Source organism: Lutibacter holmesii, assembly GCF_042679665.1.
GTDB lineage: Bacteria > Bacteroidota > Bacteroidia > Flavobacteriales > Flavobacteriaceae > Lutibacter > Lutibacter holmesii.
Genome location: NZ_JBHTMV010000003.1, coordinates 361,500 through 373,898, shown reverse-complemented (window position 1 = coordinate 373,898; position 12,399 = coordinate 361,500). Strand labels below are relative to the sequence as shown.

At 31.1% G+C, this 12,399-nt stretch carries 13 protein-coding genes; 11 read left to right on the top strand and 2 right to left on the bottom strand.

Translation table 11 applies throughout. The features are described 5' to 3' along the window. The first annotated feature begins 49 nt into the window (after positions 1-49). A complete protein-coding gene (gene fbp, locus ACFQ5N_RS04440) occupies positions 50-1,072 on the top strand; it encodes a class 1 fructose-bisphosphatase (protein ID WP_386808082.1) in 1,023 nt (340 codons plus the stop codon). A 137-nt stretch (positions 1,073-1,209) separates the two neighbouring features. After that, a complete protein-coding gene (locus ACFQ5N_RS04435) occupies positions 1,210-1,818 on the top strand; it encodes a superoxide dismutase (RefSeq protein ID WP_386808080.1) in 609 nt (202 codons plus the stop codon). A 67-nt stretch (positions 1,819-1,885) separates the two neighbouring features. On the opposite strand, the gene ACFQ5N_RS04430 is transcribed toward ACFQ5N_RS04435, so the two are convergent. Together ACFQ5N_RS04430 and ACFQ5N_RS04425 are read right to left on the bottom strand one after the other, a co-directional pair. Next, entirely contained in the window at positions 1,886-3,787 is a 1,902-nt protein-coding gene (locus ACFQ5N_RS04430) for an amidophosphoribosyltransferase (RefSeq protein ID WP_386808078.1), read from the bottom strand. Positions 3,788-3,850: 63 nt separating this feature from the next. After that, positions 3,851-4,777: a PfkB family carbohydrate kinase gene (locus ACFQ5N_RS04425; protein WP_386808076.1), complete on the bottom strand. Its 927-nt coding sequence runs from the start codon at positions 4,775-4,777 to the stop codon at positions 3,851-3,853. Positions 4,778-4,875: 98 nt separating this feature from the next. Between ACFQ5N_RS04425 and ACFQ5N_RS04420 the strand changes: the two genes are divergently transcribed. The 9 genes from ACFQ5N_RS04420 (at position 4,876) to ACFQ5N_RS04380 (ending at position 12,350) form a co-directional block, all read left to right on the top strand. Further along, positions 4,876-5,298 carry a SufE family protein gene (locus tag ACFQ5N_RS04420; RefSeq protein ID WP_386808074.1) on the top strand — a complete coding sequence of 141 codons (423 nt, stop codon included), beginning with the start codon at positions 4,876-4,878 and terminating at the stop codon, positions 5,296-5,298. A 51-nt stretch (positions 5,299-5,349) separates the two neighbouring features. Beyond that, the gene (locus ACFQ5N_RS04415) at positions 5,350-5,670 is read left to right on the top strand and encodes a DUF59 domain-containing protein (protein ID WP_386808072.1); all 321 of its coding nucleotides are present in this window, start codon (positions 5,350-5,352) and stop codon (positions 5,668-5,670) included. Beyond that, on the top strand, positions 5,671-6,180 hold the full coding sequence (locus tag ACFQ5N_RS04410) for a DUF2480 family protein (RefSeq protein WP_386808070.1): 510 nt from the start codon (positions 5,671-5,673) through the stop codon (positions 6,178-6,180). 80 nt (positions 6,181-6,260) lie between these two features. Then, positions 6,261-7,193, top strand: a complete 933-nt coding sequence (locus ACFQ5N_RS04405; RefSeq protein WP_386808068.1) for a DUF3078 domain-containing protein — start codon at positions 6,261-6,263, stop codon at positions 7,191-7,193. Positions 7,194-7,408: 215 nt separating this feature from the next. Continuing rightward, positions 7,409-8,293 (top strand): DUF3078 domain-containing protein, encoded by an 885-nt coding sequence (locus ACFQ5N_RS04400; protein WP_386808066.1) that lies wholly within the window; start codon positions 7,409-7,411, stop codon positions 8,291-8,293. A 79-nt stretch (positions 8,294-8,372) separates the two neighbouring features. Continuing rightward, positions 8,373-9,434, top strand: a complete 1,062-nt coding sequence (locus ACFQ5N_RS04395) for a CNNM domain-containing protein (RefSeq protein ID WP_386808065.1) — start codon at positions 8,373-8,375, stop codon at positions 9,432-9,434. Positions 9,435-9,727: 293 nt separating this feature from the next. Further along, positions 9,728-9,970: a 4Fe-4S dicluster domain-containing protein gene (locus ACFQ5N_RS04390; protein ID WP_386808062.1), complete on the top strand. Its 243-nt coding sequence runs from the start codon at positions 9,728-9,730 to the stop codon at positions 9,968-9,970. A gap of 2 nt (positions 9,971-9,972) precedes the next feature. Next, positions 9,973-10,602, top strand: coding sequence for a ferric reductase-like transmembrane domain-containing protein (locus ACFQ5N_RS04385; protein WP_386808060.1), 630 nt, complete (start codon positions 9,973-9,975; stop codon positions 10,600-10,602). Then, positions 10,599-12,350, top strand: a complete 1,752-nt coding sequence (locus tag ACFQ5N_RS04380) for an FAD-binding protein (protein WP_386808058.1) — start codon at positions 10,599-10,601, stop codon at positions 12,348-12,350. The genes ACFQ5N_RS04385 and ACFQ5N_RS04380 overlap by 4 nt, the downstream gene beginning before the upstream one ends. Positions 12,351-12,399: the final 49 nt, after the last annotated feature.

Here is a 12,399-nt window from a genome sequence, read left to right as displayed (position 1 = left end):
TCAAAATATTTTTTTCGATATTTGTATAAACTAACACTATATAATATTCATGGAAAACAACAATTTAACATTAGGAGAGTTTATAATTGAAAATCAAAAACATTATAAATCTACTTCTGGAGAATTCACCCGATTATTAAGCTCTATAAAATTAGCTGCTAAAGTTGTAAACTACAAAGTAAACAAAGCTGGTTTGGTAGATATTATGGGAGCTGCAGGTGAAACCAATATTCAAGGAGAAGATCAACAAAAATTGGACGTATATGCCAATGATGTTTTTATGAAAACGCTTATTAATAGAGAAATTGTTTGTGGAATTGCTAGTGAAGAAGAAGATGATTTTGTTACCATTACAGGGAAAGAAGGTACTAATGAAAATAAATACGTTGTACTTATTGACCCATTAGATGGCTCTTCAAATATTGATGTAAACGTATCTGTTGGTACAATTTTTTCAATTTATAAAAGGGTAACTCCTATTGGTACACCAGTACAAATAGAAGATTTTTTACAACCAGGTAATTTACAAGTTGCTGCAGGTTATGTGGTATACGGAACATCAACTATGTTAGTTTACACATCTGGTAATGGAGTAGATGGATTTACGTTAAATCCTGCAATTGGTTCATTTTACTTATCGCACCCTAAATTTAGATTCCCAGATGATGGTAAAATTTATTCTATAAATGAAGGAAATTACATTCATTTTCCGCAAGGAGTAAAAGATTATTTAAAGTACTGCCAAGAAGAAAAAGATGAGCGCCCTTACACGTCAAGATATATTGGATCTTTAGTATCAGATTTTCACAGAAATATGATTAAAGGTGGAATTTACATGTACCCAACAAGTTCTATTGGGCCAAAAGGAAAACTACGTTTGTTATACGAATGTAATCCAATGGCTTTTTTAGCAGAACAAGCCAATGGAAAAGCTTCTGATGGGTTCAAAAGAATATTAGATATAAAACCTACAGAATTACACCAGCGTGTGCCTTTTTTCTGTGGAAGTAAAAATATGGTTGCCAAAGCCGAAGAGTTTATGGCTAATTACCCTGAAGATGCCGATTATTAATTTTTTTAAAATTTCACAATCAATATAACATTTAACAATAACACTATAAAAACATTTGATTTTTAAGATTTCTTAAAATGAAAACTGTTAACTACCTTTGAAGAAAGAAGAATAATTTAAACTAAAAATATATAACTATGTCTTTTGAATTACCAAAATTACCGTACGCTTATGACGCTTTAGAACCACATATTGATGCTAGAACAATGGAAATACACCACTCTAAGCACCACGCTGGATATACAAACAACTTAAACAATGCTATTGCTGGAACAGATTTAGAAGGAAAATCTATTGAAGATATTTTAGGAGGTCTAGATATGAGTAATGGAGCCGTAAGAAATAACGGTGGTGGTTTTTACAATCACGGTTTGTTTTGGGATGTAATGAACCCTGAAGGAAAAGGATATTTAAGTGGAGAATTAAAAGATGCTATTATTGCAGAATTTGGTTCAGTAGATGCTTTTAAAGATGCTTTTGCAAAAGCTGCAGCAACTCGTTTTGGATCAGGATGGGCTTGGTTATGCGTTCATAAAGGTGGAAAAGTTGAAATTTGCTCAACTGCAAACCAAGACAACCCTTTAATGCCAGGTGTTAGCTGTGGAGGTTTTCCAATTTTAGCATTAGACGTTTGGGAGCACGCATATTACTTAAACTACCAAAACAGAAGACCAGATTACATTAATGCATTTTTTAATGTAATTAACTGGAATCACGTTGAAAAATTATACGCTGAAAACAAATAAATTTCAGTTTATTTAAAATAAAAAACGCACCCAATGGGTGCGTTTTTTTATACTATAAATTAAGCTATTAATAAGCTCTTTCATTATTTCCTTCAAAGAAATTAATATACGAATCATTCACTACTCTGTTTCCACCAGGCGTAGGATAATTCCCTGTAAAGTACCAATCTCCTAAGTGATTTGGACAAGCTTTATGTAAATTATCAACTGATTGATAAATAATTTCAACTTCAGCATTAATATCATCTGTTTTCAACATTTCAGCAATTTTATTAGAAATTTGCTCATCGGTAAATGATGCGTAAATATCTTGAACAGAATTGGTAATCTCAGCATCTTCTAAATGTTGTTGGTTTTTACATTTTTTATAAACCTCTTCAACAATATGATATTGATTTGTATCTTTTAACAACTCTAACGCTGCTCTAAACGCAATAAAATCACCCATTTTTGCCATATCAATTCCATAACAATCTGGATATCTAATTTGAGGTGCCGAAGACACAACAATTATTTTTTTAGGTTTTAGCCTATCTAAAATTTTAATAATACTTTTTTTCAAAGTTGTACCACGTACAATACTATCATCAATAATTACCAAATTATCTGTTGGCTTTACAATTCCGTAGGTAACATCATATAAATGTGCTACTAAATCATCACGGCTATTATCATCAGCAATAAATGTTCTTAGTTTTGCATCCTTAATTGCTAATTTCTCTACTCTAGGTCTTTCTGACAATATCTCAGTAACTTTTTCAGCTGATAAATTACGTTTACCATCTAAAATCATTGCTGTTTTTTGTTTGTTTAAAAAATCTTCAGCAGCTTCGCTCATTCCATAAAATGATGTTTCAGCTGTATTTGGAATATATGAAAAAACTGTTTCTGAAATATTATTATCAATCTTTTCTAAAATTTGAGGAAATACAAACTTTCCTAAATTTTTACGCTCCGTATAAATATCAGCATCACTTCCTCTTGAAAAATAAATACGCTCAAATGAACATGCTTTTTTAGGTAATGGCTCTGTTACTTGTGGTAAACTAATTTCACCACTACGCTTAATAATTAATGCATGACCTGGCTCAATTTCTTTCACATCATTAATTGAAACGTTAAACACTGTTTGAATAACAGGACGTTCTGAAGCTACCACAACAACCTCATCATCTTTATAATAAAATGCAGGTCTAATTCCGGCTGGATCTCTTAATACAAACGCATCTCCATGACCTAACATACCAGCCATTGCATAACCACCATCCCAATTTTTTGCAGAACGTTTTAATACTTTTTTAATATTAATTCGTTCTTCAATTAAAGGAGAAGCATCCTTTTTAGATACACCATCATTTTTCTTTATTTTTTGGTATGATTTTTCAACAGCATCATCAATAAAATGACCTATTTTCTCCATTACCGTAACTGTATCAGTCAATTCTTTAGGGTGCTGACCAATTTCAACCAAATCATTAAACAGTCGTTTAGAGTTGGTCATATTAAAGTTACCTGCTACAATTAAGCTTTTATGACGCCAGTTACTTTGACGCAAAAATGGATGAACGCTTTCTATACTATTTTTCCCAAAAGTACCATAGCGTACGTGTCCTAAAAACAAATTTCCAATATAAGGCGCATTGTTTAATTGCCATTGAACATCATCAACTTTATCTGGGTTTTCTTCATTTAATCCATTTAATCTTCCATTAATTTGAGAAAAAATATCCTGAATTGGTTGTGGTTTGTTAGACCTTACCCTGCTAATATATCTAATTCCTGGATCAACGTTAAACTTAACACTTGCTAAACCAGCTCCGTCTTGTCCGCGGTTATGCTGCTTTTCCATTAATAGGTACATTTTATTTAAACCATAAAATGCAGAACCATATTTGTCCTTATAATATTGTAATGGTTTTAATAACCTAACCATTGCAATTCCACACTCGTGTTTAATAGCGTCACTCATTGTTTTGTTTTAATTATTCAGTTAATATAAATAAAAAATTCGGCACGCACGCCGAATTTCATTTTAACTTAATTCTATTTCAAATTGAGTTAATTGTTTAAATTGTAATAATCTTTCTTGAATTTCCTTTTCTAATAAAGATTCCATTCGCTCTGTTCCAAATTTCTCTACACAAAAAGAAGCTAAATTAGACCCTGCAATTACCGCCCTTTTCATATTTTCAAAAGAAATATCTTCAGATTTGGCTAAATAACCAATAAACCCTCCGGCAAAAGTATCTCCTGCTCCTGTTGGATCAAAAACTTCTTCTAAAGGCAATGCTGGTGCAAAAAACACATCGCCATTGTTAAATAACAAAGCACCGTGTTCTCCTTTTTTAATCACCACATATTTAGGTCCCATTTCATGAATTTTTTGAGCCGCTCTTACCAATGAATATTCTCCTGAAAGCTGGCGAGCTTCTTCATCATTTATAGTAATTACATCAACTTTAGCAATTACCTCCATTAATTGATCTAAAGCACTATCCATCCAAAAATTCATAGTATCTAAAACTATTAATTTTGGTTTTGTTGAAATTTGATTAATTACGCCCATTTGAACAGCTGGGTGTAAATTTCCTAACATTAAAAAATCTGTATCAGTATATTCCTCTGGAACAACTGGGTTAAATTCAGCCAATACATTTAAATCTGTAATTAAAGTATCTCTGGTATTTAAATCGTTATGGTATTTTCCTTTCCAAAAAAACGTTTTTCCATCTTCAATAATTTCAACACCATCAGTATTAATTCCTTTTCCGTTTAATTGCGTTAAATAATCCTTCGGAAAATCTCCTCCAACTACAGATACAATACCTGATTTTACACCAAATTGCGCTGCAGAAAGTGAAATATACGTTGCTGCACCACCTAAAATTTTATCAGTTTTTCCAAACGGAGTTTCAATAGCATCAAAAGCAACCGTACCAACTATTAATAATTTACTCATATTTTATAGTATATACACATCTAATTAACCTTTTTAATTGTGTTTAAATTTTTTTTAGACACTTGATGTGATTATTTTTGCAAAAATAAGTTTAAAAAATGACTATCAAAGAAATACAAGAAGAAATTATAGATGAGTTTTCAATGTTTGAAGATTGGATGGAACGTTATGAATATATTATTGAACTTGGAAAATCGCTTCCAATGATAAATGATAGTTTTAAAACAGATGAAAATTTAATTGTAGGTTGCCAAAGTAAAGTTTGGTTACATTCTGAAATAGAAGGTAATGAAATAAGTTTTACAGCAGACAGTGATGCTATTTTAACTAAAGGAATTGTAGCTTTATTATTGCGTGTTTTTAACAATCAAAAACCTTCAGATATTTTAAAAACAGACTTGTTTTTTGTTGATGAAATTGGTTTAAAAGAACATTTGTCTCCAACACGTGCCAATGGCCTTGTTTCTATGATTAAACAAATTAAATTATACGCATTGGCTTTTCAATCTAAATTAAGTTAATTCATGTATATTTGTACTTATTTAGAATGAATATAAAGAAGTTTTTTTGAGATGAATAGTGATAGAGTTGAAGATTTAGGGAATAAAATTGTAGGGAAATTAAAAACAATTTATGACCCTGAAATACCTGTAGATATTTTTGAATTAGGATTAATATATGATGTTTTTGTTAGCGAACATAATGATGTTAAAATTTTAATGACTTTAACTTCTCCAAACTGTCCAGTTGCTGAAACTTTACCTGTTGAAATTGAAGAAAAAGTAAAAACATTAGAAGAAGTTAACAACGCTGAAGTTGAAATTACCTTTGACCCAATGTGGACACAAGATATGATGAGTGAAGAAGCTAAACTAGAACTTGGATTTTTATAAATGCCTACTGAAATTGTAAATAGAGTTGCCAACAGCCAACTTCAAACAATTGACCTTGAAGATTATTATCCAGCAGGTCCAAGATCTGTTATTGACATTAAACAATGGTTATTTCATGAACTTGTTTTAAAAGAAACTGAATTTCGTGAACACTTAAACAAGCACGATTGGAGTCAATACCAAAACCATTTTATAGCTTTAACTTGTTCATCTGATGCTATTATACCTTCTTGGGCGTATATGCTTATTAGTACATTTTTAGCTCCATACTCAAAAACTATTGTTGTAGGTAACTTAATTGAACTAGAAACGGCAATCTTTCAAAATATTATTTCTAATTTAAATATTGAAGCTTTTATAAACAAACCTGTTATAATAAAAGGTTGTGCTAACAAACCAATTCCACCAACAGCATACATTCAATTAATTCAAAAATTACAACCTCAAGTAAAATCAATTATGTTTGGTGAAGCCTGTTCAACAGTACCACTTTTTAAAAATAAAAAATAATTTTTGTGACTTTTAAATTAGAAAAGAGTCTAACTAATACATAAAAACATTTTAAAAATTAAACTAAAACAATGAATCAAATGAAAAAAGTAATTTTAGCAATTGCGGTACTTTTTGGTACTACAAGCTTATTTGCACAAACTTTAGAAGAGTTAAAAGCTGAACAAGCACCTAAAAAAGATTCTATAGCTGCTTTACAAGCTAAAGTTGACGCTATAGATGCACAAATTGAAGCTTTACCAGGATGGAGAACTGGTGCTTTAGGTACTATTGGAGGTACTTTATCTGGATCTGATAATTGGTATTCTCAAGCTACTCCAAATTCATCTGCAGGTAAAATAGGATTCACTGTAAATGCTTTTGCAAACCTTATAGAAGAATCGTTTTTCTGGAGAAATTCAGCAAATGTAAACTTAAGCTGGGTGAAATTTGACGATAAAGATGATCCTACTGATCATTCTGATTTTGAAGAAGCTACAGATGTTTTCAACATCTCATCTCTTTACGGTAGAAAATTAAGTGAAAAATTCGCTATTTCTGGTTTAGCAGAATACAGAACAACAATACTAAGTAACTTTAATGATCCTGGATATTTAGATCTTGGGGTTGGTGCAACATGGACACCTGTTACAAATTTAATTGTTGTAATTCACCCTTTAAACTACAACTTTGTATTTAGCAGTGGAGATACTGTATTTGAATCTTCTTTAGGAGCTAAAATTGTAGCTGACTATGCTAGAAAAATTGGAAATGTAAAGTTTAAAACTAACCTTTCTGCTTTCCAAAGCTATAAAAGCTCAGACTACTCAAACTGGACTTGGACAAACACATTTGGATACACATTATGGAAAGGTATTGGTGTAGGGTTTGATTTTGGGTTAAGAAAAAACAAACAAGAAGCTTTAAACTATGCTTTGTCTAATTTGGCTGATGGTGCTACCACTCCAACTTTTGACACTGTAGATAACAAATTACAAACTTACTGGATGTTTGGATTGAATTATTCTTTATAATTTATTTCAAACAACTCAAAAAATAAAAAAGAGCTTTCAGTTGAATGAAAGCTCTTTTTTTTGGTTCCTATTAAATTATTTTTATAAAATCACATTTGGCAAAATTTTTGTTGAATACTTTTTATCAAAATCAAGTATTCATTTTACAATCAATTATTTAAAAATTTGATTGTATTTTTTTTACTTTTAATGTTTTTAATAAATTCATAACTATTATGAAGTATCCATTAGTATTCATTGTTTTTTTATTCATTTTTAATAGTTCATTTGCCCAAGAACTTAAACTAAAAGAAGTAACTAAAGAAGGTTGGGTACATCACGGAAAATTTACCTTTTTATTTAACCAATCAGCCTTTTCAAATTGGGCTGCTGGTGGTGAAAATACACTTGCCGGAAACATTAATTTAAACTACACATTCAATTATAAAAAAGACAAGTTTATTTGGAACAATAAAATAATAAGTTCTTACGGACTCACAAAAAGTAAAAATACCGATTTTCCTAAAAAAACTTCTGATGGAGTAATGTTTAACTCTATGTTTGGTTATGATGCAGACAATTATTGGTTTTACTCTTTATTAGTGAATTTTAAAACACAATTTGCCAAAGGATACAAATACAATAAAGATGATAATGGTAAAGAATATCGCGAAGAATACACTAATTTTATGTCTCCCGGATATTTACTAATTGGTCCAGGTATGCTTTGGGAAAAAAGAAAAACCTTAAAATTAAACCTAGCTCCTGCCACTTCTAAATTTGTATTTGTTGATAAAGATTTTACAACTCCAGATAAAGGTTATTTTGGGGTTGAAGAAGGAGAAAGTATACGTTATGAAATTGGTTTTAGCGCATCATTGTACTACAAATTTAAAGTAATGACAAATGTAACTCTAGAAAATATTTTAGCCTTTTATTCCAACTACATAGACAATCCTCAAAACATTGATATGAATTACACAGTAAACTTAGATATGAATATCAATAAATATTTATCTGCCGATTTTATTTTTCAATCTATTTATGATGACAATGCCTTTAAAGGTTTTCAAATAAGAGAAGTATTTGGAATTGGATTAAACTATAATTTTGAACATTAAAACTTCTCTAATTTCAGTTTACATCATTTTATCTTAAAGTAAAAATTATTGCTTATTTTAGCAGCAAAACAACTGCTAAATGTCATTACTAATATTTTACGCAATCTTATCAATCTTTTTCTCGTTCTTGTGTTCTGTGCTAGAAGCGGTATTATTAAGTATTACTTCTACCTTTATTCAAGTTAAAAAACAAGAAGGAAAAAAGTATGCAACAACGCTAGAAAACTTTAAAAAAGATATTGATCAACCTTTAATTGCAATTTTAACCGTAAATACAATTGCACACACAGTTGGTGCTATTTTGGTTGGAGTTCAAGCCGAAACATTAGATTATGATTTTCAGTTTTTAGGAATCAATGTTGTTGGTATCGTATCAGCAATTATGACTTTTTTAATTTTAGTAGTTTCAGAAATTATACCTAAAACAATTGGTGCAACTTACTGGAAACAACTTGCCAATTTTACCGCAAAAGCACTTTCATTCTTAATTTTCCCATTAAAATGGACAGGAATTTTATGGTTGTTACAAATAGCTACCAAATTAATTGGAGGAAAAAATGCACACGGTTCTATTTTAAGTAGAGAAGATTTTCATGCAATGACAGATATTGCACATAAAGAAGGGGTTTTTGAAAAAAATGAAAGTGCCATTATAAAAAACTTACTGTCGTTTAAAGATATTGAAGCAAAAGATATTATGACTCCAAGAACCGTAATGATGACGGCTTCTGAAGACACATCAATACAATCTTTTTATGACGAGCATCCAAAACTACGCTTTTCTAGAATTCCAATTTTTAAAAGCGATTCAGATTTAATCACAGGAATGATTTTAAAAGATGAAGTTATGGAGCAAATTATTAACGGAAAAGGAGACGAACCTTTATCATCTATTAAAAGAGAAGTTTTACTTACCAATAGAAATATTCCTATTCCTGATTTATTTGAAATTTTAATTTCAAAAAAAGCACATATTGCATTGGTTACTGATGAATATGGAACAACAACTGGCCTGGTAACTATTGAAGATGTTATTGAAACCCTACTTGGTTTAGAAATTATGGATGAAAGTGATAATGTAGCCGACTTGCAACAACTAGCCAGAAATAGCTGGGAATTACGTGCAAAAAAATTGGTTTAATTGAAGAGAAAAACAAAGAAGAATAACAATACTTTCTTCTCAAATTTTCGCACTTTTTGTACTACTTTAAAAACACTTCCTATTTATAGGTTCACAACTGAATTTGTTTTATGCTCTATAAAATAACTTACTCCTAGTTAAAAAACAGCCTAAACCGTTATCTTTCTAACAATTACACCTTTACAAAAAAATACAGCTTGGTTTAAACACTCATTTAACCAAAACACACTTTCGTTATTAAAAACAAGGGAAACGTTGATAATAATTTAGCAATTAAACTATAAGTTTTTTCTTTGAACTACAATTCAAAAGAAAAAGTAATGGCTATAGAAAATATAAACGGATGCATTGGGTGTGAAGAATGTATAAAAAGCTGCCCTACAGACGTTATAAGGTTAAATCCAGATTCTAAAAAAGCAGAGATTTTATATCCTGAAGACTGTCAAATTTGTCATTTATGCCGTTTATATTGTCCTGTTGACGCTATAACTATTACACCAAACAAATCTATTCCAGTAATCGTTTCATGGGGTTAATTATGAAAAATAAACACTACATCTTTAAAATAACATCATTGGCCATTATTTTTATAATAGTGCCAATTTTATTATACTTCTTAGGGGATTTTCCAAAAAGAAATTTACTAATGGAAAGCGTATCACTCATAACCATTATTGGCTTTACACTTTTATTATCTCAATTTTTTTCAACTAGAATGAATAAAAAATTAGTTAAAAAAATTAGAATGGTAAACGTTTTAAAAGTTCATAAAATAATTGGGTATCTATTTATTTCAATCCTTTTATTTCATCCTATTTTAATTATTCTTCCAAAGTTTTTTGACAATGCTGTAACTCCGTTAGATGCATTTACAAAATTAATTACAACTTTTGATAGTTTAGGTGTAATTTTAGGCTTAATTGCCTACGTATGCATGGTAATACTTTTAATTACTTCATTTTTTAGGTTTAAACTTAAATTAACCTATAGAACTTGGAGAAGCATACACGGTTATTTTACCATGCTTTTTATTGTTACCGCTACTTGGCATGTAATTAACATAGGTCGCCACAGTAATACACCATTCTCCATTTATTATGTACTAATGGTTGCCAGTGGAATTTTCTACCTACTTAGAACGTACCTTTTTAAAACTTCAAAAAAATGAAAAAGACACCAACAAAAAATAATATTTCTAGACGTAAATTCATTTCTTTAGCCGGTGGAGCAGCAGCCAGTTTAGCAGCAATGTCAGCCATAGGAATGCCATTAGATTGGGCTTTAAACAATCCAGAAATTGATGTTGACTCTTTAAATATTGATAAAATTAACACTGACGTACTGGTAATTGGTAGCGGAATGGCAGGTTTATTTGCCGCCGTAAAAGCACATGATGCAGGTGCTAAAGTTCATATGGTTTCAAAAGGTAGGTTAGGTGCTTCAGGACAAACACCTTTTGCTAAAGGTATTTTTGCTTTTGATCCTGAAAAAGAAAATTTAACCTTAGATGAATTTGTTGCTAAAGTTTCAAAATCTTCACTAGGAACAAATAACAATGCCTATACACGTCAAATGGCTAAACATTCTTTAGCGCGCGTAAACGAGTTAAAAGAATGGGGATTTTTTAATTCAGCCATTTACAACAAAAGTTTTAGCAAACCCATTGAAGAAAGAAAAATTCCGGTACATGAACGTATTGTAATTACACATTTAATAAAAGAAAATAACAAAATAGTAGGCGCAGCAGGTTTTAGTGTTGATAAGGAAAAAGTACTTTTTTATGAAGCAAAAAGCGTAATACTTTGTACGGGTGCTGGCGGATTTAAACCTAACGGTTTCCCAATTTGTGACCTTACACATGACGGTACTGTAATGGCTTACAATATTGGTGCAAAAGTAACAGGGAAAGAATGGAATGATGGACACCCTGGTAAAGCAGAAAATTCCGCAGCTTGCTACAATGGTTGGGGAAATATGTTTGAACAAAAACCAGGTACTACAGGAGTTGAAATTCGACATGATTTAGGTGTTGATATGAATTATGTTGCCTACAAAAATGGAAGTCCTTTAAAAATGGGACCTCCAGGATCGGGTCAACAAACAAATGTTAGTGGAGGACCATATAAACCAAGTGAATTCGAAAGAAAACAATCTGGTCCGCCGGGAGAAGATGGCAAAGAAGGAAGAAGACCACCAAAAGGTGGTAAAGAAGGCGGAGCACCTCCAGGAATGGGAGGAAGTATTGTAGGTGGTTCTTCCGCAGGAATGGCAATACACAAGTCTGAAGGTTTGGTGCCAATTAACGATCAATGCGAATCTACTATTCCAGGCTTATACGCCGCTGGTGATGCTTTAGGTTCATATATGGCAGGAGCTATTTACACACAAATAGGATCTTCATTAGCCGGATCTGCAGTACAAGGTGGTGTTGCTGGTGAAGCCGCAGCAAACTACAGTAAAAATATAGAAACTACTCATATTTCTACTTCAAAAATAAATGAAATTCAAGAAGAAATATTAGCGCCTTTAAAACGAGAAGCAGGTTACAGTCCGGCTTGGGTAACACAAACCTTACAAGGAATTATGATTCCTAATTTCATTATTTACATTAAAAAAGAAAACTTGTTAAAAGCCGCTTTAGCTTATGTTGAAGAATTAAGAGATCACCATGCGCCAATGCTAAGAGCTTCAAATTTACACGAATTACGTTTAGCGCACGAGACTAAAAATATGATTGTAAGTGCCGAAATGAAATTAAAAGCATCAATTATGCGTACCGAAAGTAGATGCAGTCACTACCGATTAGATTACCCAGAAATAGATAACGAAAACTGGCAAGCTTGGATTAATATATTTAAAGGAGCTGATGAAACTATGCAGTTTGAAAAACAACCTTTTAATACTTGGCCTGTTTAAAATAAATATAAAAGAACACCCTTTTTTCATTTTCCTAGAAAGAATCAAC